Origin of the sequence: Lentzea sp. NPDC006480 (assembly GCF_040611995.1) — a bacterium.
Classification (GTDB): Bacteria; Actinomycetota; Actinomycetes; order Mycobacteriales; family Pseudonocardiaceae; genus Lentzea.
Genome location: NZ_JBEXPJ010000011.1, coordinates 47,771 through 65,761, shown reverse-complemented (window position 1 = coordinate 65,761; position 17,991 = coordinate 47,771). Strand labels below are relative to the sequence as shown.

The window sequence follows — 17,991 nt, the reverse complement described above, 5'->3', positions numbered from 1 at the left end:
CCGCCATCTCGGACGACCTCAGCTCGTCTGCGCCTTCTGGTACAGCGGAACCGTGATCTGCCAGCTGAACTGAGGCCCGCCGAGGTGCCTGACGTCGTTCAACCGGAAGCTCTGGGTGTTCACGCCCACAACGGCGTTTCCGCTGATCCTCGGGCCGCCGCTGGAGCCGCCGCCCATGTCGCACGGCACGCCCCACAGGTTCTCGCCGTCGGGGTGCGGGGCGGGCGTGCCCCAGCACTGCGCGAGCCGCTGGCCGGTGAACTCCGGCCTGCCCTGATGGCCTGGCTGGCCCGCCGCCCGCGGATACCCGTACTCGTGCGCCGGACGATCACCCGGCCGGCCGAAGGCGATGTTCTCGCTCACGTTCGACGGCTTGTCCAGCACCAGGAACGCCTGGTCGTACTCGGACCGCTGGTCGTCGGTGATCCACATCTGGTTCACCACGACCCGGCGCACCGCGAACTCGCCGAACGGCCGCGCGCCGTCCCGGAAGCCCGGCACGAACAGCAGCTTCGAGTGCCACCGGGGGTCCTGGCCGATGAGGTTCGCCGTGTGGACGCAATGCCCGCCGGTGACTGCGGTGCGCCTGTTAGCGCTCACCACGAGGGTCGCGGTGCAGCTCGAATCCTCGCCGTCGCGGTCGACGAAGAACAACCGGCCGATGGTCTTGCTGATCGGGCCCGGAGCGCCATCAGGTCCATCGACGGGCGGCACACCAGGTGTGGACGGACCGGTGGGCATCGCCGCGATCCGCTCGGGCGTCCAGTAGGCCGCCACGCCGTCGGTGTTGAGATCGTGCGCAACCACGTCGGTCTCGGGAGAGGCCGCTGCCACGCCCGGTACTCCGAGCAGCAGCAGCGCAACCACGCTGAGTATTCGCATGCCGCGACCGTCGCAGTCAGTTGTGAGGATCTTGTGCGGTTGGGGTCCGCATCCCGTGCGGCGGCCGCGTGAATGACTATGTTGCGACGCATGGGCATGTGCGTGCTGGTGGCCGAGGACAACCTGATGCAGGCCGACATGCTCGGGAGATACCTGCGCCAGGAGGGCTACCAGGTGCGGCTCGTGCACGACGGCAGGGCCGCGATCGACGAGGTCCGCCGCAACCCGCCCGACCTGCTGATCCTCGACGTGATGATGCCGGGAGTGGACGGTCTGGATGTCGTGAGGGTGCTGCGCAACGAGATCGACATCCCGGTTCTCATGCTCACCGCGAAGTCCACAGAGGATGATCTGCTGCACGGCCTCGATCTCGGCGCCGACGACTACGTCACCAAGCCCTACAGCCCGCGTGAGCTGATGGCCCGAGTGCGCACGCTGTTGAGGCGTGTCCAACGAACCAGTGCGAACTCCGGCATCGTGCTCGGCGACCTCACGATCGACCCGGAGCGGCATGAGGTGAGCGTGCGCGACACACCTGTCGAGTGCACCGCGTCGGAGTTCCGGATCCTGCACACCATGGCGGCGAGCCCGGGCCGGGTGTTCAGCCGCGGGCAGTTGCTCAGCGCCGTGCACGGGCTCGACGGCTACATCACCGAACGCACCATCGACGCGCACGTCATGAACCTGCGCAAGAAGATCGAGCTCCAGCCGCGCAAGCCCGCGTACCTGCTGACGGTGCACGGCGTCGGCTACAAGCTCGTGGACGGGTCCGGTGCATAGCGTCCTGGCGCGGCTGCTGGCCGCGTCCGTGCTCGTCGCGATCTGCTCGATCACCGCCACGGCGTGGCTCGCCGCGCAGAGCACGTCGACGTCGATCAAGCAGGAGCTCGGCGCCGCGCTGGCCGGTGACGCCGCCACCTACCGCACGCTGATCACGTTCGCCGTCGAACACCGCGGCTGGGACGGCGTCACCTTGCCGTCGGGCAACCGCCGGTTGATTCTCACCACGCCCGACCGCAAGGTCATCGCCGACACCGGCACCAGCCTCGACGCGAGCCAGCTGCCCGCCGTGCCGTCCGCCGTGATCAACCCGCTGGAGCTCGACCTGGCACAGGCCCAGGACGCACCGCCCGACCGGATCGACGCGCGGATCACCGGCCCGTTCCAGCTCAGCGAGCGGGAGAAGGGCAGCCTCGCGGAGGACTGGCGGCTCTACACGCTCCGCTGCGTCGGACCGGCCGCCGTCGAGGAGATGAAGACCACCTCCTGGGGGCGCCCGATCGTGAACGTGGACAGAACCGCGCCCCAGCCAGCGACCGAGGCCTGCATCGCGGCGGAGCAACGACTGAGCACGCTCACACTGGGCGAGTCCGCGGCGTTCAACGATCTCGGCCTGCGCGTCAACGACTGCCTGCGCCAGCGCGGCCTGCCCGCCGAGCAGATCACGCTCAACGGATCGTGGCAGCCCTTCGCCTCCAACGCCGAGTGCCTGGCCAGCGCACGCCGCGCCCAGCTGCAGCCTTATGTGGCACCGGCGGCGCTGTTGTTCGTCACGGACGCCGCCGGCAAGACGACGCAGGCCACCGTCGTGAAGTTCGACGTGGGACGGATCGTGCTGGTCGCGGCGATCGTGCTGGTGCTGACCGTCGGCGTGAGCGTGGTGGTGGCGTTGCGGATGACCAGGCCGTTGCGCACGCTCACAGCCGCCGCCGAACGCATGCAGCACGGTGAGGACGCCCAGGTCGACGTCCGGTCCCGCAGCGAGATCGGCCAGCTCGCGCGGGCGTTCAACGACATGGCCGCGCACCGGGCCCGCACCGACGCCCAGCGCAAGGCCATGACCAGCGACATCTCCCACGAGCTGCGCAACCCGCTGGGCACGATCCGCAGCTGGCTGGAGGGCGCGCGCGACGGCGTGGTCGAGCTGGACCGCACCACGCTGACCGCCCTGCTCGACGAGGCGCTGGTGTTGCAGCACCTCATCGACGACCTCCAGGACCTCGCGCTGGCCGACGCGGGCGAGCTCCGGCTGCACCCGTCACCGGTCGATCTGCGCGAGCTGTTCGACCAGCTCGTCGCCGCACATCCTGCGCTGGTCGCGGAGGGCAGCGGCATCGTGAACGCGGATGCCGTGCGGTTGCGGCAGATCCTCACCAACCTCGTCACGAACGCCCTGCGCTACACGCCTTCCGACGGCACGGTTCGCTTGTGGACGGACGGCCGCCGGATCACCGTGAGCGACACGGGGTCCGGCATCTCCGCCGAGGATCTGCCGCACGTGTTCGACAGGTTCTGGCGCGCCGACCGCTCCCGCACGCGCGACACCGGCGGCAGCGGGCTGGGTCTGGCGATCGTGCACGCCCTGGTGAGCGCTCACAACGGCACGATCACCGTCGGAAGCACAGTCGGACAAGGCACCACGTTCACGATCACGCTGCCGAGCCAGAAGAATCCAACACGCTGAGCGCACATTTTCCTCACAACCGCTCGGCAGCATCGCCGCCATGAACCCCAGGCTGTTGATCGGCGCTGCCGTGCTGCTGCTCTCCGCGTGCAGCCAGGCCGCTCCCCCACCGTCGAACGTCGCCTCGCTGCAGACCTCAGGCTCGGCCGCCCCGTCGTCCTCCGCCGCCGCGCCGACGGACGGTGAGCAGCCGCGCCTGCGCATGGACATGACCGAGGAGGAGAAACAGCGGTACTACGACGCGCACACCGCCTGCCTCGCCGAGAAGGACCCGAACGCCACCGGCACCGGCGCGGCCCCGGCCGGCCGCCGCCAGTACAGCGACGAGGCGTGGCAGGCGTGCGCGAAGAAGTGGCCGCTGCCGCCGTGGGAGATGGACTCCAGCAACCCGACGTTCAAGGACAACTGGCACAAGAACGTCCAGTGCATCAACAGTCGCGGCATGAAGGTCATCGAGACCGAGCCCGGCAGCTGGACCTACGACGGCGAACAGACCCTGCCGGAGGAAGAGCGCCGCAAGATCGAGAAGGACTGCGAGCAGGAGGTCTTCGGCGGGGGACATAAGTGAAGCGCTGGATCATCTGCACGGTCGTCGGTGTGACTCTGGTCGGCGGCGTGTTGGCGCTCACCTGGACCCGTCAGGCCCCCGCTCAGACCTCTCAGCCACCGGCACCCAAGACGGTCGCCGTGGTGAAGACGGACCTGACCGACGTCCGCGAGTTCAAGGCCACCCTCGGCTTCGGCGCCTCCCAGCAGGTGACGGGCCGTCGTCCGGGCACGCTGACGTCGCTGCCCGCCCCGGGTTCCGACATCGACCGAGGTCAAGCTCTGTACAAAGTGGACAACCGCCCGGTGTGGCTGTTCTTCGGCGACACCCCGTTGTGGCGCAAGCTCGACACGGCAGGTGTGAAGGGCCCGGACGTGAAGATCGTGAAGGACAACCTCGCGGCTCTCGGCTACACACTCGGCGGCGCCCCCGACGAGTGGACACCCGCCACGATCGACGCGGTGAAGCGCTGGCAGAAGGCCGAGAAGGTCGACCAGAGCGGGGTGGTCGAACCGGGCGATGTCGTGGTGCTGTCCGGAAAAGTCCGCGTCGAGTCGGTGACCGCGAAGCTGTCGGCAGCCGGTGAGGGCCCGCTGATGGCCGTGACCGCCACCGGCAAAGCCGTCGCCGCCTCGGTCGACGCCCGTCAGGCCGAGGTGTTCAAAAAGGACCTGAAGGTGACCGTCGTCCTGCCCAACGGCACGGAAACGGCGGGAACCGTGCGTTCCGTCAGCACCGAGGCCAAAACCGAGAAGAACGGCAACGGCGAGGAAACCCCGGTGATCGCCGTCGACATCGGCCTCGACACCGAGGTGGGTTCGTTCGACTCCGGCCCGGTGCGCGTCCGCCTGACCAGCACCGCCCGCCGAGGAGTCCTGGCCGTGCCGGTGACAGCGTTGCTGGCGTTGCGCGAGGGCGGCTACGCGATCCAGTCCGCGTCCGGCCAGCTCGTCGCCGTGAAGACAGGTCTGTTCGCGGGCGGCCTGGTCGAGATCAACGGCGGCGGCGTCACCGAAGGCATGCAGGTGGTGACGACGTCATGACTCCGGTCCTCGAAATCGTTGACGCGGTGAAGGAGTACACGGGCGGCGTCCGTGCGCTCGACGGCGTCTCGCTCACCCTGCACGCGGGCGAGGCGGTCGCGATCGTCGGCCCGTCCGGCTCGGGCAAGTCGACGCTGCTGAACCTCCTCGGCACGCTCGACCGCCCGTCCAGCGGCACGGTGATGCTGGACGGCCACGACATCTCGGCGCTGTCCGATCGGCAGCTGTCGGCGTTGCGCGGCAGGCGGATCGGGTTCGTGTTCCAGCAGTTCCACCTGGCCGACGGCATGACCGCGCTCGACAACGTGTCCACCGGCCTGCTGTACGCGGGCACGCCCCGCAAGTGGCGTGCGGCAATGGCCGCGGAAGCGTTGGAGCGGGTGGGTTTGAGCCACCGCTTGAAGCACCGCCCGCACGAACTCTCCGGCGGCGAACGCCAACGCGTCGCCATCGCCCGAGCTGTGGTGAACCGTCCGGCGTTGATGCTGGCCGACGAACCGACCGGCGCACTGGACACCGCGACCGGGCGGGCGGTGCTGGACCTGTTGCTGGACCTCAACCGCGACGGCACAACGCTCGCGGTGATCACGCACGACCGCGAGGTGGCGGCGAGGCTGCCACGCCAGGTGGAGATCAGGGACGGCCGCATCCAGGCAGAGGTGGGAGTGTGAAGCCGACTCGCCTGAGTCCTCTCGACCTCCTGCTCCTCGGCCTCTCTCCCTTGCGCACCAGGCCGTTGCGAGCTGTGCTGTCCGCGCTCGGCATCTCCATCGGCATCGCCACCCTCGTCGTGGTCACCGGCATTCCGGCCTCCAGCCGGGCCGCGCTCATGGAGGAGTTCAAAGCCCTGGGCACCAACCTGCTGAGAGCGGAAGCCGCCACCGGCACCAACAACGAGGCCGCTTCCCTCCCACCCGGCTCGATCGCGATGGTCGAACGCATCGGCCCCACCGACGAAGTCAGCGCCGTGGCCAACACCCACGCCGTGGTCCGCCGTTCCGATCGCATCCCGGACTCCGAGACGTCCGGCTTGACCGTCCTCGCGACCAAGCTCAACCTCCTCGACACCCTCAACGGCCGGGTCCGCACCGGGACGTTCCTCAACCAGGCCACCGAGAAGTTCCCCACGGTCGTGCTCGGCCACATCGCCGCGACCCGGCTCGGCATCACCGCCCCGGACGCCCAGGTCCGCATCAACGACACCTGGTTCACGGTGATCGGCATCCTCGACCCGCTCCCGCTGGCGCCGGAGATCGAACGGTCCGCGCTCGTCGGCTGGGACGCCGCCAAAGGACTCGGTTTCGACGAACGTCCGACGGTCCTCTACCTCAGAGCGCAGGAGGCCGCGATCGACGACGTCCGGGCAGTCCTGCCACCGACCGTCTACCCGCAGAACCCGTCCCAGGTCAGGGTCAGCCGCCCGTCGGACGCCCTCACCGCCAAGCGCCTCACCGAGAACACCTTCTCCGCCCTCGTGCTCGGCCTGGCGGGAGTGGCGCTGCTCGTCGGGGGCATCGGGGTCGCGAACACCATGGTGATCTCCGTGCTGGAACGCAAACGCGAGATCGGACTGCGCAGAGCCCTCGGCGCCAACCGGGGCCAGGTCCGGACCCAGTTCCTCACCGAGTCGGTCGTCCTGTGCCTGCTCGGCGGCATCGCGGGCGTGTTGTCAGGGCTAACAGGAACCGCCGGATACGCCGCCGCACACGGCTGGCCTGCGGTGATCCCGCTCGAAATGGTCGGAGCCGGGCTCGCGGCCGCCGTGCTGACCGGCGTGATCGCGGGTGTCTACCCGGCGGTGCGGGCGTCGCGGCTCACCCCCACGGAGGCGCTCGCCGCGCCGTGAGAAACAGGGCGTGCTCGAATGTCGAGATCCAGCAGGCTCGTTCGTCCTCAGGCCAGGACGACTGGAGGACATCGATGCACTACATGTTCCTGATCTACAACTGCGAGGACCGGCCGGCCCACGGCGACCCGCGCTTCGAGGAGATCCTCAAGCGGGTCAACGCGTTCGCGGACGAGTGCCGCAACCGGGGTGTCTTCGTGGCCGGCGACCCGCTGAAACCCGTCAGCACCGCCACGACCGTGCGGGTCAAAGAGGGCAAGGCGGTGCTCACGGACGGGCCGTTCGCCGAGACGCACGAACACCTCGGCGGGTACTACCTGCTCAACTGCCGCGACCTCGACGAGGCGCTGGAACTGGCCGAGATGATTCCGCAGGCGCAGTTCGGGGCCACGATCGAGGTGCGGCCGGTCGACCACATCCCCGGCCTGAACCACGGGGTGGCATGAGCGACCTCGCGTCGGCCGCGGTGGAACGGGTGTACCGCGAGCACCGGACCCGGATGCTCGCGGCGCTCGTGCGGGCGCTCGGCGACTTCGAGCTGGCCGAGGACGCGCTGCAGGAGGCGTGCTCGCAGGCGTTGCGGAAATGGCCGCGCTCACAAGTGCCGGACGACCCGTTCGCCTGGCTGCTCACCGTGGCCCGCAACCACGCGCTCGACCGGTTGCGGCACGCGCAGATGGCCCGCACGAAGCTGCCCGAACCGCCGGCACCCGCCACGATGACCGAGAAGCAGCTCATCGACCTGGGCGACGAACGGCTCAGCCTGATCTTCACCTGCTGCCACCCCGCGCTGAACGAAGAGGCGAGGTTAGCGCTAACACTGCAAGCGGTGGCAGGATTTACGGCCGCGCAGATCGCCAGGACGTTCCTCGTCGCCGAGCCCGCACTGGCCCAGCGCCTGGTCCGGGCCAAGCGCAAGATCCGCGACGCCGGCATCACCTTCGAGGTGCCCGCCGACCACCTGCTGCCCGAACGTCGGCAGGGCGTGCTCACGGTCATCTACCTGATCTTCACCAGGGGCTACACGACCGCCGACGCCGACCTGCGTCACGAAGCGCTGCGGCTCGGCAAGCTCGTCGCCGCCCTGATGCCCGACGAACCGGAGGCGCACGGCCTGGTCGCGTTGATGCTGCTGCACGACTCCCGCAGCGCCGCCCGCATGACGCCGGAAGGCGACGTGGTGCTGCTCGACGAGCAGGACCGCACGCTCTGGGACGTCGAGGAGATCGCCGAGGGCATGACGCTGCTCGACCGCGCGCTGCGGTTCGGCACGGCGGGCCCGTACGTGCTGCACGCCGTGATCGCGGCCCTGCACGTGCAGGATCCGGTCGACTGGACGCGGATCACCGCGCTGTACGCCGAACTCCTCGCGGTGGCGCCCACTCCGGTGATCGAGCTCAACCACGCCGTCGCCGTCGCGATGGCCGACGGACCCGACGCCGGGCTCAAGCTGATCGACGGCATCACCGGCCTCGACGACTACCACCTGCTGCACTCCGCGCGCGCCGACCTGCTGCGCCGACTGGACCGCCGCGACGACGCCGTTGCCGCGTACCGGCGAGCGCACGAGCTGGCGGTCAGCCCGGCCGACCGGAGGTTCCTCGCCGGGCGGCTGCATTCCCTGGAGGACTCCTGATGCGACTCACCGTGCTCGACCGCGGCCACCGCCTGCCCGCCCGCCTGTTCTTCGGCTTCACCGAGCTGGTCTCGCGCGTGCCGATGTCGGATGTGCCCAAGACCTTGTTGTACCGCCCCGATTTCTTCGGCGCGGTGTTCCTCGATCTGAGCGCGAGGGCGATGCGCGGACCGTCGTTCTGGACGGCGGGCGAACGCGAGTACATGGCGCAGAAGACGGCCGAACGCCTGCAGTGCCCGTACTGCGCCGTCACGCACACCGAACTCGTCCGAATAGCAGGCGATCCGGCTCCGCTGCGCCCGGAACTCGTTGCCGCACTGCGGTTCCTCGAAGACCTCACGCCACCGGACATCACGAAGGACGCGGCCGTGGACGCGCTGAACGTCAGCCTGATCTGGCAGGTGGTGAACCGGCTCGCCAACGCGTTCGACTTCCAGCTCCTGCCCGGCCAGCTGGAGTCCGGCACGCGTTCGCTGCACCGGTTCGGCTATCGCTTCCCCGGCTTCCTCACCGGAAAGGCCACGGGAACGCTGCGCCACGCCGCGCTGGAGGCCCCGGCCCACACGCCGCCGGAACTCCGCCAGGCCGCCGCCACCGGTGACGCCTGGGGCTCTTACGCCGCAACGGTTCGCGACGCCTCGTACCGGATCTCCACTGAGGACATCGCCCGGCTCAAACAGGACCACACCGAGGACGAGATCTTCGAGGTGACCGTCGCCGCCGCCGTCGGAGCTGCTCTGGACCACCACGACAACGGGCTGAAAATTCTCGGAGGCTGATGTCGAGTTCCGGCGTGCTCGCTCGTCCTCTGCTCAAAGCAAGGACAACCGAAGGAGCGATCGACATGTCCGGACAGGTCAACTGGTTCGAGCTGCCCGCCGACGACACGGCGCGGGCACGGGCGTTCTACGCCGGCGTGTTCGGCTGGGAGACGAGCCCGATGGGCGAGGACTACCACTTCATCACCAACGGCGCGAAGGGCGCGATCGCCGCCAAGGACGCGCAGCTCACCCAGCCGCGCATCTACTTCCACACCACCGACATCGACGCGTCCGTGCGCAAGGTCGCCGACCTCGGCGGCAAGAGCGACGACGTGCAGGCCGTGCCGGAAGTCGGCCGGATCGCCCACTGCTGGGACGACCAGGGCACGCCGTTCAGCCTGTACGAGCCGAAGGCCTGACGCCCCTGAGCGGCCCGTCACAGTGCGGGCCGCTCAACAACTCCTCCCCCGCCGCCTGGCTCGTCGCCGTCGGCAACGTGGGCGAGGCCGCGGCCGACTGGTTCACCTGCACGGCCATCCGCGGCTACCGCGCGGACACGGTCGACGTCGTGGTCGGCCCGCCGGCGTTCTTGCTGACGCCAGCTTTCGAGCACCGCCGCAGCAGGACGTGGGGTGTGGCTGAGCTGGTTCGTTCCGTTCGTGAACTTCTGGTCTCCCAAGCAGGCAGTGGTGGACCGCGTTCGACCTGAGGTGGCTCCTGGACCGCACATATCTGCGTTCCTACCGCGACGGCGTGCTGACGACCGACTCGTACCCCGGCGCTGCGATCCTCTCCACCCTGTCCGCGATCGCGGGTGTCATCGCCGTGCAGGTGGTGAAACGCATCTTCGCTTTCCAGAGCTCACCACTGCCTGTTCAGTCCTCTTCGGACTGACCTGCCGCCGGGTTACCATGCTGGTCATGTCAGACGTCGGCGTGCTCTCCGCGCATCTGCTGTCGAGCTTCCAGAAGGAGCTCTTCACCCGCCTCGCCGAAGCGGGTCACGAGCACCTGCGCCCACGCCACGGCGCGATCATGGCCTACGTCGCCGCCGAGGGCAGCCGCGCGAGCGAGCTCTCCGAACGCTCCGGCCAGCACAAGCAGGTCGTGGGCACGCTGATCGACGAGCTGGAGCGCCTCGGCTACGTCGTCCGGCAGCCGGACCCGGCCGACCGGCGGGCGAAGCTGGTCGTGCCCACCGAACTGGGTCGTGACCAGATGGTCCAGGCCAAGCGGATCATCTCCGACATCGAGGCCGGGTTCGCCCGCCGGGTCGGCGCCGAGCGGTTCGCCGCGTTCAAGGAAGTGTTCGCGGAGATCACCACCCGACCGTGATCTCCTCGCGGTGGGCGGCGAGGAAGTCCTTGAGCGTCAACCAGGTCGGCACGATCTCGTGGGTCAGCGCGGCGTCGCGGCGGCTCAGGACGTGCTCGGGGAGCGCCGCGTAGTACTGGAAGGCTCTGGCACCCCAACGGTCGACACGGCGGCCCTGGACACCTTTTCTTTCGATTCTTGATTTCTTTCTTCCACTCTTTCCGCCGACGCTTCTCCGCTCCGGAGCGCATTTCAACGTCAGCGCCGCTGCCGGGCCTCACCTGTGGGTCACGAAAAACCCAGGGGAAAACAGTCTACGCCTGCACCCCGTCGGTCTTCGGCTATTCATAACGTTTGAACACGTGAACCAATGATGTGTAACAAGGCGGAGCACACGTCCGACGTTCAGGGTGGTGAGACTGCGTTCACCTGCTTGAACAAGGCAGAGGTGCCGAGCGTAAGTTGCCAGCTCCAGCGCCCCTGGGTGCGCACCTGCACCCCATCGCCGCCGCCTGGTCTGATGCTTCATCGCTTGCGGTCGCGGATTTCACGCATTTCGGAAGGCAACATCTTTGATCCATCTGAAAATTGTGCACAGGAAGAGTAGTCATGAAGGGTAAACCGGGTCTGCACGGCGATGGACCACTCCCCGGACGGCGGAAGCCTGCGGGGATCAGACGGTGAAGGGCTGTGCCCGCCGACGCACCGTCCGACGTGGCGTGATCATCGCCCTGATCGCTGCCGCCGAGCTGGGCTGCACGGGACTCGTGATCGGTGTGGCGGCGTCCGCCGGAACCGGTATGGCCTCGACGGTGACCGTCTCGATCGACGGTGTCATCGGCACCTGGGCACCCGCATCCACTCAGTCCAGCACCGCCGCACCGGCGACCACGGGTACCACCGTCCACACCCCGGTGGCACCAACCGATCCGCCTCCAGACCAGCCGATCGCCCCGACCACACCGTCCACCTCCGAGACGACACCCGCACCGGCCGGTACCGCACCCGGCGATGCGCCATCCAGCTCCAGCGAGCCGCAGTCCACGACTCCCTGACCGCTGCGACGTCCGCGCACCACCCCGGCTCACGACCGGCGCTGCTACGACCACCCCAACGGCCTTCCGGCCACCAGGTTTCTGTCCCACATGAGGAGAATCGCCATGCACGTCAGCAAGAAAGCCAAGTCCGTGCTCATCATCGCCGCTACCGGCACGATCCTGGGCGTCAGTGGCCTGGCCATTGCCGCGTTCGTCCAGCAGAGCACCGCGGACGGCGTGTCCGGCTCCGCTGAGGCGATGGTCCCCGCCACCGTGACCGGCGCGCAGACCGGCACGCTCCTGCCCGGCGAGAAGGCCTACGTCACCCTCACCCTGTCCAACCCGAACGCCAACGTGAAGATCAAGCTGATGAGCGTGACCCCTGGCGACGTCGTGATCGACAGCGTCACCAACCCCGCCGACACGGCCTACTGCCACGGCCAGATCGAACTGTCCACCGTCGGCGCGGACCCCCTCCTGCCGACGCTGGCCGTGAGTGAGGCGAACTTCCCCTACAAGCTGACCGATGCGGTGAAACTCAAGGACGACACCGACATCCGCTGCCAGGCCATGACCTACCACACCACCTGGACCGCCCAGTTCCAGGCCGTCCGCTAGGCCTGGGGACCAACCTCTGGTGATCCAACGACCGAGCAGAAGTCACCGCGACGGCCACGAGGCTGGAGGTCTCGTGGCCATCGCGGCAACCCCGCTGGACACGAGAAAGGAGAAAGTCCATGCACAGCAACAGGAAGGGCATACCCCTGCGGCTCGTCCACCTCGCCGTGGGCGTTGTGGTGGCCGCCGGCGCGGTCGCGATCGCCGCGTTCGTCCAGTACAACACCGCGAACGGCGCGGCCGGATCGGCGGAGTCCGTCACCCACGCCACGGTTCCCGGTACACAGATCGGTGTCCTGCTGCCCGGTGAGACCGCGAACGTCGTTCTCACCCTGACCAACCCGTACGCCGACGTGAAAGCGAAACTGCAGCCGATCTCCGCCGGTGACGTCGTCATCGACACCGTCGCGAACCCGGCCGACAAGCCCTATTGCCACGGCCAGATCGAACTGTCCACCGTCGGCGCGGACACCCACCTGCCCACCCTCACGAAGCACGAAACCAACCACCCGTACAAAATGATCGACGCCGTGAAACTCAAGGCCGACACCGACTTCCGCTGCCAGGGCATGACCTATCACACCACGTGGTTCGTCCACCTCAACGCCACCCGCTGAGAGATCCTGGCTCGACGACACGTATTCGCTGAGGTCAAGCACCTGTTCATCCTGGCGGCCCGCCGCCGGCGGAACGAAACCCGCCATCCGCACTGGACTTGGTGGCGAGCACGCCGCCAAGTCCACGCCTGAAGATTCCACCACCGCACCGCCCTGTGCCGGCGACTCACTCCACGACTACATCGACAGCCGCCTGCTCTATCGGCAAATGATGTGCGGTTCCCGATCCCAAGCCCGGCATCGTCGTGGTTGGCCGGATCGGGATCTGCAGGCGCGGCCGCGACCGCCCAACCCGCCGAGACGGTGCCGACGACCTCGGCCTGAGTCGGCAACGGCCGCCCACCCGGACCGCGCTATCAGGACTAGCCGGTCGACCTGAAGACCTTGGCCATGAACCCGGACGCTCGGCGGGCCGGTTCGCGGGCAGCGGCGACGCCTTCAGCCAAGCGGGCAACAGCGCCCACCACAGCCACGATCTTCCTCCCGGTCGTGCCCGAACTACATCGCCACCAATCAGTGACTATCATCTTGAGTGAGCAAAGCGACTCCGCGCCTCCTCGATCTCGCTCAGGTACCGGGTGGTCCAGTCGCACATCGCGTCGACCGTTTTACGCAGCTCACGGCCAGGTTCGGTGAGCGTGTAGTCGACCCGCGGCGGCACGGTCGGGTGCACGACGCGGGTCACCAGCCCGTTGCGCTCCAGCAGCCGCAGGTTCTGCGTGAGCATCTTGTGGCTGATGCCGTCGACCTCGACCTTCAGCTCGGTGAAGCGCTTCGTGGTGTCCCCGATCGTCTCGATGATCAGCAGCGCCCACTTGTTCGCGATGTCCGAGAAGATCTCGCGCGCCAACGAGTCCGCACGACCGATGTCGCCGCTGAGCTGCTTGCTCACCTTTTGGTTCCCCACTCACGAAAAAGTGCGTTCTTCCAGGTCGGCGCTCACTCTCCTACGGTTACCCAGTAACCACAAGAGAGGAAGAGCAAGTGGCTGTCACCTTGATCAACCCCGCAGGCCTGCCCGAGATCGACGTCTACCACCACGTGGCCGTCGCGACCGGAACGAAGTCGATCCACCTGGCCGGGCAGGTCGACTGGAGCGGGGATCCGGACTTCGCCAAGCAGGTCGAGAACGCCTATGTGAACGTTCACACCGCGCTCAAGGCCGCCAACGCCTCCTTCAAGGATCTCGTGCACGTCCGGGTCTACGCCGTGGACTGGACGCAGGACTTGATGCCTGAGCTGCTCAAGGGCATCGAGAACGCGATGACCCGCACAGGCGAGACCGCGAAACCTCCCGCCACGCTCATCGGAGTGGCCGCGCTCGACATCCCCGAGCACCTGGTCGAGGTCGAGGCCACCGCGGTGATCTGATTTACCGGCGGCTAACCACAGCAGCGCACGCTCCTCACGTAAATCGAGAGGAGCACCATGCGCAAGATCCTGGCCGCGGCAGCCGTTTCGGCGGCAGTCGCCGTGACGCTCACCGGCACGGCTCAGGCCGAGTCGAACCAGTACTGCGGCAGCGTCACGCAGATCGGGTCGACGGCCTACGTGAAGAACTACGACGAGACCGTGGCGTCGGTGAAGCAGTTCAAGGGCTGCGGCAAGAACTTCTCCTACATCTACGTGTGGGACTCGTGGATCGCTCGTACCGGCAGGGACTTCACCCTCCGCACGCACATCGTGACCCGCGACAACAACTCCCACGGGTACAAGACGGGTGCGCGGGGACAGCGGGAGCTGTGGGGCGGTCCCGCGGACACGATCAACGACTGCACGCGCGCGCACGGCGAGGTCGACGGCAGCAGCTACTTCCTGTTCGCCAAGACCAGCGAGCGCTGCTGATCAGCAGAACTCCGCAAGGCCATCGGTCACCCTGACCGTCACGGTGGTGCGCCCGTCCGGACTGTGCCGGGCGGGCCCGTACTCCGCCAGCAAGGTCTTGTTCGCGCGAACATTCGTGTCATAGGCCCGAGTGTGCTGCGCGCAGGTGCACGAGTGATCGAGCGGTGTGGAGCACGCGAACTCGGCGCGCAGCCGCTCGACGTCCGCCGTGGCGAGCACACCCGACCACACCATCACGTCGTCCTCTTCGCCGAACACCACGAAGTCGTCGTAGCTGAACGTGCGAACCTCGCCGACGTCGCAGGCCGCGCAGAACAGCACCCGGCAGTAGTCGTGCATGCGCTCGTACGGCCCGCGCTCGCGGACGCCGACGACGACTTCCTGTTCCCCGTGGCAGATCAGGCAGTTGTCCGACGGCGGGTGCCACCTGCTCATCGGCGCATGCTGACGAACAAGGCCAGCCCTGCCGACAGCGCGATCAGAGCCGACACCACGAGCTGGTTGAGCCAAACGGCCCAAACACCGTCGTCCGCCGCGCGCAACGCGACGATCACCAGCCACAGGGCCAAAGCGATGGTGATCGGCTGCGCCAGCGGCACGTCGAGCGGCGCCATCGCCCGCACCATGCCGAGCAGCATGACGACGACGGCCAGCCCCATCGACCACCAGTACGGCCGGAAAGCGTGTACGGACGCGCTGAAGTGCAGGACCGGTGGCGCGGCGATCAGCCACACGCCGGCCAGGAAGGCGGCGACACCGGCCCTGCTCTCGAACGTCCGTCCGTGTTGGTCCCCCACGCGAGTGATTCTCACCTCTGGACGACCACTAGGGAACACCTCATTCGTTCCGGTATGCCTTCATGTTCCGCAGCAGCAGGTAGGTGTCCTGCAACTGTGCGGAGTCGCCGAGGGACCGGTAGATGCCCCACTTCGGATGCGCCTGGTCACCACCGAGCCACGTGTCGAAACCGGAGCGGGACGCGTTGACCACGCTGGTACCGCCGTCCTTCAGCGAGAAGCGGAGGCTGCCGGAGTCGGCGACCTTGATCTCGATCTCGACGTCGATCCACTTGTTGCGCAGCGGGGCGAGTGGTGTGCTGCCGAGTTTCGCCTGTCCCGCACCGAAGAGCCGCATCTCGACCGTCTCGGTGGAACCACTGCGGAACAACGACATCGTGACGACCGGCGAGGCCACGCCGGTGTGCTTGACCTGGAAGATGTGCGTGAAGCTGGTCGTCCCCTTCAACGAGCTGGGGATGTACATCTGGTAGTTGTAGCGCCAGGTCTCGCCCTTCTTCATGTCGTGGCGCGTGCTGCCGGTCTGGATCGCGCGGACCTCCTGGCGCTGCCGGTCCGAACCGTCCCGATCGGACTTGTGCATCACGAACCGGTACTGGTCGCTCTCGGCGAAGATGTGCGTGGCCGACGGGTGCGAGTTGGAGCGGTCGTCCTCGATGCCCACGAACGCCTTCAGCCCGACCGAGCCGGGGTCCGGCGCCCATTTCTGCACGAACGCCAATGCTCCGATGTCAGCCGACGCGACGCCCGCGACGAACGGCGTCGCCGCGACGGCGAGCGCTCCGCGCAGTGCCGTGCGGCGGTTGAACAATTCCATGCGGGTTCCTCCTCGAACCAAAGTTCGAGGCGGCGGTGCCTATCACGATCTGCGACAGACCTCCGATGTGTCAAGGGCTCACATTTGTGGAGAATGCGTGCAGATCCGGTGAAGGTGTTGCGGCCGAACGGGAACAGCGTCCCGAACCAGCTCTACGGTCAGGCATGGACACCGTGGACGTGCTCGTCGTGGGCGCCGGGCTGGCCGGGCTCAACACCGCTCGCCTGCTGGCCGACGCAGGCCTCGACGTGGCCGTGTGTGAACGACGGACCAGCCTTGAGAGCGGCATCCGCACGACGGGCATCTTCGTCCGGCGCACCCTCACCGACTACGACCTGCCGCACCTCGGCCCGGCGGTCCGGCGCGTGCTGCTCTACCCGCCGTCGCTGCGGGAACCTGTCGAGCTCGTCAGCGCTCACGACGAGTTTCGCGTTGGCGACATGGCGGGCATCTACGCCGCGGCCGTCGAGGCTGCTCAGCGGGCCGGCGCCGAAGTCCACCTCAACGCGAGCTATCCGATGAAGGCGACCAAGGCCCGCTTCACGATCGGCGCGGACGGCGCCCGGTCGACCGTCGCCAAGCAGCTCGGCCTCGACGTCAACCGACAGCTGATCACCGGGATCGAGGAGGTCTACCCGATCAGGTCCGGTTCGACGCCGACGTTCCACTGCGTCGTCGACCCGCGGCTCGCACCCGGTTACATCGCGTGGGTCATCGACGACGGCAAGCACGCGCACGTGGGCCTGGCCGGGCGCGCCGACCGGTTCGCCGCGCCGCTCCCCCAGTTGCTGCAACGGTTCCGCGACAGCTTCCCCACGCCCATGCCGATCGGGCCGGTCAAGCGGCGCGGCGGGCCGATCCCGGTCGGCGGACTGTTGCGCAGGATCGTGTCGCCGGACGGTCTGCTGGTCGGCGACGCGGCGGGCGCGGTCTCCCCGCTCACCGCCGGCGGGCTCGACCCGTGCATGCGGATGTCCGAGCTCGCCGCCTCGGTCACGTTCGACTACCTGCGCAGCGGCAACAAGTACGTGCTGGAGCACTACGACGCTGCCGCGATGCGCCGCCGCTACCTCGTCAGGTCGACGATGCGCCGCGGGTTGTCGCTGGTCCGCGGGCCACAGCTCGCGGAGTTGGCGTTCGCAGGGCTGCGCACGCCCGTCGGCAAGGCCGTGGCCAAGCGGATCCTGTTCACCTAGATTCGGCCTCGCGCTTCAAGGCGTTGTTCTCGGCCTGCATGCCGTCACGCATCGCCTTGCCCATGAAGTGGTCGGCTCCACCGGACAGGATGCCGTCGATCAACAGCTCGTTGGACACGAGCACAGTGCCGTCGGGCTGCGTTGTGAGCGTCCGACAACGCTGGCCGTAGACGAACCACGCGTTCCAGCCCGCGTCCTTCCAGCAGAACCGCTGGCCGGGCACGCCGTTGAGCACGGTGTGCTTCGCGGCCATCTTGGTCGAGCCGAGGATGACGTCGACCTTCACCTCGTCGCCGGGTGAGGTACCGCCCTCGGCCCTGGTCACCCACGGGTTCCAGCTCGCGTAGCCGGGGAAGTCGGTCAGCAGCCCGTAGATCCGCTCCTGGGGCGCTGAGATGACCGTGTCGACGCGGTAGACCACCGAGTGCTCGCCGGGTTCCCGGGGATCGAGCGGAGCGCCGCTCACCAGCATCGCGAACACCAGACCTGCTGCCAGCACGTGATCACCTCGGGAAGATACCGGGACGCAGACGTGAAGAAAATACGCGTCTGCGTCCCGACTGGGATCGGCC

Annotated in this window: 25 protein-coding genes; 19 read left to right on the top strand and 6 right to left on the bottom strand. The window is 68.0% G+C overall.

What is annotated here, in order from left to right:
• Positions 1-18: 18 nt before the first annotated feature.
• A complete protein-coding gene (locus ABZX92_RS07110) occupies positions 19-882 on the bottom strand; it encodes a hypothetical protein (protein WP_355554943.1) in 864 nt (287 codons plus the stop codon).
• 96 nt (positions 883-978) lie between these two features.
• Here ABZX92_RS07110 and ABZX92_RS07105 point away from each other — a divergent pair, with 96 nt between their 5' ends.
• The 16 genes from ABZX92_RS07105 to ABZX92_RS07030 all read left to right on the top strand — a co-directional run bounded on the left by ABZX92_RS07105 (position 979) and on the right by ABZX92_RS07030 (position 12,764).
• A complete protein-coding gene (locus ABZX92_RS07105) occupies positions 979-1,662 on the top strand; it encodes a response regulator transcription factor (RefSeq protein WP_355555014.1) in 684 nt (227 codons plus the stop codon).
• Positions 1,655-3,346 (top strand): HAMP domain-containing sensor histidine kinase, encoded by a 1,692-nt coding sequence (locus tag ABZX92_RS07100; RefSeq protein WP_355554941.1) that lies wholly within the window; start codon positions 1,655-1,657, stop codon positions 3,344-3,346. Before ABZX92_RS07105 ends, ABZX92_RS07100 begins: the two co-directional genes overlap by 8 nt.
• A gap of 40 nt (positions 3,347-3,386) precedes the next feature.
• Positions 3,387-3,914 (top strand): hypothetical protein, encoded by a 528-nt coding sequence (locus tag ABZX92_RS07095; protein ID WP_355554939.1) that lies wholly within the window; start codon positions 3,387-3,389, stop codon positions 3,912-3,914.
• Positions 3,911-4,936, top strand: a complete 1,026-nt coding sequence (locus tag ABZX92_RS07090; RefSeq protein WP_355554937.1) for a peptidoglycan-binding protein — start codon at positions 3,911-3,913, stop codon at positions 4,934-4,936. The genes ABZX92_RS07095 and ABZX92_RS07090 overlap by 4 nt, the downstream gene beginning before the upstream one ends.
• The gene (locus ABZX92_RS07085; protein WP_355554936.1) at positions 4,933-5,607 is read left to right on the top strand and encodes an ABC transporter ATP-binding protein; all 675 of its coding nucleotides are present in this window, start codon (positions 4,933-4,935) and stop codon (positions 5,605-5,607) included. The genes ABZX92_RS07090 and ABZX92_RS07085 overlap by 4 nt, the downstream gene beginning before the upstream one ends.
• Positions 5,604-6,782, top strand: coding sequence for an ABC transporter permease (locus tag ABZX92_RS07080; RefSeq protein WP_355554934.1), 1,179 nt, complete (start codon positions 5,604-5,606; stop codon positions 6,780-6,782). The genes ABZX92_RS07085 and ABZX92_RS07080 overlap by 4 nt, the downstream gene beginning before the upstream one ends.
• Before the next feature lie 74 nt (positions 6,783-6,856).
• Positions 6,857-7,228 (top strand): YciI family protein, encoded by a 372-nt coding sequence (locus tag ABZX92_RS07075; protein WP_355554933.1) that lies wholly within the window; start codon positions 6,857-6,859, stop codon positions 7,226-7,228.
• The gene (locus tag ABZX92_RS07070) at positions 7,225-8,418 is read left to right on the top strand and encodes a sigma-70 family RNA polymerase sigma factor (protein ID WP_355554931.1); all 1,194 of its coding nucleotides are present in this window, start codon (positions 7,225-7,227) and stop codon (positions 8,416-8,418) included. The genes ABZX92_RS07075 and ABZX92_RS07070 overlap by 4 nt, the downstream gene beginning before the upstream one ends.
• A complete protein-coding gene (locus ABZX92_RS07065) occupies positions 8,418-9,197 on the top strand; it encodes a hypothetical protein (protein WP_355554929.1) in 780 nt (259 codons plus the stop codon). The genes ABZX92_RS07070 and ABZX92_RS07065 overlap by 1 nt, the downstream gene beginning before the upstream one ends.
• A 65-nt stretch (positions 9,198-9,262) precedes the next feature.
• The gene (locus ABZX92_RS07060; RefSeq protein ID WP_355554928.1) at positions 9,263-9,598 is read left to right on the top strand and encodes a VOC family protein; all 336 of its coding nucleotides are present in this window, start codon (positions 9,263-9,265) and stop codon (positions 9,596-9,598) included.
• 77 nt (positions 9,599-9,675) lie between these two features.
• On the top strand, positions 9,676-9,888 hold the full coding sequence (locus ABZX92_RS07055; RefSeq protein WP_355554926.1) for a hypothetical protein: 213 nt from the start codon (positions 9,676-9,678) through the stop codon (positions 9,886-9,888).
• Positions 9,889-9,932: 44 nt separating this feature from the next.
• Positions 9,933-10,073, top strand: a complete 141-nt coding sequence (locus ABZX92_RS07050) for a hypothetical protein (protein WP_355554925.1) — start codon at positions 9,933-9,935, stop codon at positions 10,071-10,073.
• Positions 10,074-10,099: 26 nt separating this feature from the next.
• Complete coding sequence (locus ABZX92_RS07045) at positions 10,100-10,513, top strand: MarR family winged helix-turn-helix transcriptional regulator (RefSeq protein WP_355554923.1); 414 nt, start codon at positions 10,100-10,102, stop codon at positions 10,511-10,513.
• A 698-nt stretch (positions 10,514-11,211) separates the two neighbouring features.
• A complete protein-coding gene (locus ABZX92_RS07040; RefSeq protein ID WP_355554921.1) occupies positions 11,212-11,547 on the top strand; it encodes a hypothetical protein in 336 nt (111 codons plus the stop codon).
• A gap of 105 nt (positions 11,548-11,652) precedes the next feature.
• Positions 11,653-12,147 (top strand): hypothetical protein, encoded by a 495-nt coding sequence (locus tag ABZX92_RS07035; RefSeq protein WP_355554919.1) that lies wholly within the window; start codon positions 11,653-11,655, stop codon positions 12,145-12,147.
• Positions 12,148-12,266: 119 nt separating this feature from the next.
• The gene (locus tag ABZX92_RS07030) at positions 12,267-12,764 is read left to right on the top strand and encodes a hypothetical protein (RefSeq protein WP_355554918.1); all 498 of its coding nucleotides are present in this window, start codon (positions 12,267-12,269) and stop codon (positions 12,762-12,764) included.
• 523 nt (positions 12,765-13,287) lie between these two features.
• Here the strand turns inward: ABZX92_RS07030 and ABZX92_RS07025 are convergent.
• Complete coding sequence (locus ABZX92_RS07025; RefSeq protein WP_355554917.1) at positions 13,288-13,656, bottom strand: helix-turn-helix domain-containing protein; 369 nt, start codon at positions 13,654-13,656, stop codon at positions 13,288-13,290.
• Between the two features lie 92 nt (positions 13,657-13,748).
• Here ABZX92_RS07025 and ABZX92_RS07020 point away from each other — a divergent pair, with 92 nt between their 5' ends.
• Both ABZX92_RS07020 and ABZX92_RS07015 read left to right on the top strand, forming a co-directional pair.
• Positions 13,749-14,135, top strand: coding sequence for a RidA family protein (locus ABZX92_RS07020; protein WP_355554915.1), 387 nt, complete (start codon positions 13,749-13,751; stop codon positions 14,133-14,135).
• A 57-nt stretch (positions 14,136-14,192) separates the two neighbouring features.
• Positions 14,193-14,609, top strand: coding sequence for a hypothetical protein (locus ABZX92_RS07015; protein WP_355554913.1), 417 nt, complete (start codon positions 14,193-14,195; stop codon positions 14,607-14,609).
• On the opposite strand, the gene ABZX92_RS07010 is transcribed toward ABZX92_RS07015, so the two are convergent.
• The 3 genes from ABZX92_RS07010 to ABZX92_RS07000 are packed head-to-tail and all read right to left on the bottom strand — an operon-like array spanning position 14,610 to position 16,223.
• Entirely contained in the window at positions 14,610-15,044 is a 435-nt protein-coding gene (locus tag ABZX92_RS07010) for a hypothetical protein (RefSeq protein WP_355554912.1), read from the bottom strand.
• Complete coding sequence (locus tag ABZX92_RS07005; protein ID WP_355554910.1) at positions 15,041-15,406, bottom strand: hypothetical protein; 366 nt, start codon at positions 15,404-15,406, stop codon at positions 15,041-15,043. Before ABZX92_RS07005 ends, ABZX92_RS07010 begins: the two co-directional genes overlap by 4 nt.
• Before the next feature lie 40 nt (positions 15,407-15,446).
• Positions 15,447-16,223, bottom strand: a complete 777-nt coding sequence (locus ABZX92_RS07000) for a heparin lyase I family protein (protein ID WP_355554909.1) — start codon at positions 16,221-16,223, stop codon at positions 15,447-15,449.
• 164 nt (positions 16,224-16,387) lie between these two features.
• Between ABZX92_RS07000 and ABZX92_RS06995 the strand changes: the two genes are divergently transcribed.
• Positions 16,388-17,419 carry an NAD(P)/FAD-dependent oxidoreductase gene (locus ABZX92_RS06995; protein ID WP_355554907.1) on the top strand — a complete coding sequence of 344 codons (1,032 nt, stop codon included), beginning with the start codon at positions 16,388-16,390 and terminating at the stop codon, positions 17,417-17,419.
• Here ABZX92_RS06995 and ABZX92_RS06990 read toward each other — a convergent pair.
• A complete protein-coding gene (locus ABZX92_RS06990; protein WP_355554905.1) occupies positions 17,412-17,918 on the bottom strand; it encodes an SRPBCC domain-containing protein in 507 nt (168 codons plus the stop codon). The genes ABZX92_RS06995 and ABZX92_RS06990 overlap by 8 nt on opposite strands.
• Positions 17,919-17,991 lie beyond the last annotated feature (73 nt).

Excerpts from the sequence above, each read along its gene's own strand:
- ABZX92_RS07075 (WP_355554933.1), top strand. The coding sequence starts at position 6,857 with ATGCACTACATGTTCCTGATCTACAACTGCGAGGACCGGCCGGCCCAC.
- ABZX92_RS06995 (WP_355554907.1), top strand. The coding sequence starts at position 16,388 with ATGGACACCGTGGACGTGCTCGTCGTGGGCGCCGGGCTGGCCGGGCTC.
- ABZX92_RS07060 (WP_355554928.1), top strand. The coding sequence starts at position 9,263 with ATGTCCGGACAGGTCAACTGGTTCGAGCTGCCCGCCGACGACACGGCG.
- ABZX92_RS07015 (WP_355554913.1), top strand. The coding sequence starts at position 14,193 with ATGCGCAAGATCCTGGCCGCGGCAGCCGTTTCGGCGGCAGTCGCCGTG.
- ABZX92_RS07110 (WP_355554943.1), bottom strand. The coding sequence starts at position 882 with ATGCGAATACTCAGCGTGGTTGCGCTGCTGCTGCTCGGAGTACCGGGC.
- ABZX92_RS07000 (WP_355554909.1), bottom strand. The coding sequence starts at position 16,223 with ATGGAATTGTTCAACCGCCGCACGGCACTGCGCGGAGCGCTCGCCGTC.
- ABZX92_RS07030 (WP_355554918.1), top strand. The coding sequence starts at position 12,267 with ATGCACAGCAACAGGAAGGGCATACCCCTGCGGCTCGTCCACCTCGCC.
- ABZX92_RS07085 (WP_355554936.1), top strand. The coding sequence starts at position 4,933 with ATGACTCCGGTCCTCGAAATCGTTGACGCGGTGAAGGAGTACACGGGC.
- ABZX92_RS07035 (WP_355554919.1), top strand. The coding sequence starts at position 11,653 with ATGCACGTCAGCAAGAAAGCCAAGTCCGTGCTCATCATCGCCGCTACC.
- ABZX92_RS07105 (WP_355555014.1), top strand. The coding sequence starts at position 979 with ATGTGCGTGCTGGTGGCCGAGGACAACCTGATGCAGGCCGACATGCTC.
- ABZX92_RS07070 (WP_355554931.1), top strand. The coding sequence starts at position 7,225 with ATGAGCGACCTCGCGTCGGCCGCGGTGGAACGGGTGTACCGCGAGCAC.
- ABZX92_RS07010 (WP_355554912.1), bottom strand. The coding sequence starts at position 15,044 with ATGAGCAGGTGGCACCCGCCGTCGGACAACTGCCTGATCTGCCACGGG.
- ABZX92_RS07095 (WP_355554939.1), top strand. The coding sequence starts at position 3,387 with ATGAACCCCAGGCTGTTGATCGGCGCTGCCGTGCTGCTGCTCTCCGCG.
- ABZX92_RS07065 (WP_355554929.1), top strand. The coding sequence starts at position 8,418 with ATGCGACTCACCGTGCTCGACCGCGGCCACCGCCTGCCCGCCCGCCTG.
- ABZX92_RS07045 (WP_355554923.1), top strand. The coding sequence starts at position 10,100 with ATGTCAGACGTCGGCGTGCTCTCCGCGCATCTGCTGTCGAGCTTCCAG.